Annotated in this window: 1 protein-coding gene; it reads right to left on the reverse strand. The window is 36.6% G+C overall.

Annotated features, from left to right (window positions below; genetic code table 11):
- Positions 1-59: 59 nt before the first annotated feature.
- On the reverse strand, positions 60-569 hold a 510-nt coding region (locus BA053_RS06410), incomplete at its 5' end, for a Holliday junction DNA helicase RuvB C-terminal domain-containing protein (protein WP_304441006.1).

Below are 569 nucleotides of genomic sequence, written 5' to 3' on the forward strand. Positions count from 1 at the left end.
TAAGATCTCAATACTAAAATCTATATAACACGATAATGAATCAATATAAATTATGATGTTTAATGTTGAAAGCTCAAATACTCCTTTGCTTGATCGGTTAGAACGCGCCCTCTTGGTGTGCGCTTTACAAAACTAATTTTGATTAAATAAGGTTCTACTGTTTCTTCAATATTGCCAACATCTTCGGATAGCGCAATAGATATGGTGTCAATTCCAACAGGGCCTGAAGTGTTGAATAAAAATCTTAGATAATTCATATCAAGTTTATTGAGTCCCATTTTATCTACACCCAATTTTAGTAATACAGAATCAGCGACTTCATAAGTAATTTTTTTATCATCTTTCACTTCAACAAAATCCCTTATTCTTCTGAGTAACCTCAAAGCAATTCTTGGAGTGCCGCGCGCACGGCAGGCAATTTCCCGTGCTGCATCCTCTTCAATTTCAGCAGAAAGAACTCTTGCGCCTCTTTTTATAATATTAACCAGCTCCTCAAAGGAATAAAACTCAAGATGCAAAGGAATGCCAAAACGATCTCTGAGTGGCGCAGAAAGTAATCCAAGCCGTGT

The sequence above is a fragment of the Wolbachia endosymbiont of Nomada ferruginata genome, assembly GCF_001675785.1.
In the GTDB taxonomy this organism is placed as follows: Bacteria; Pseudomonadota; Alphaproteobacteria; order Rickettsiales; family Anaplasmataceae; genus Wolbachia; species Wolbachia pipientis.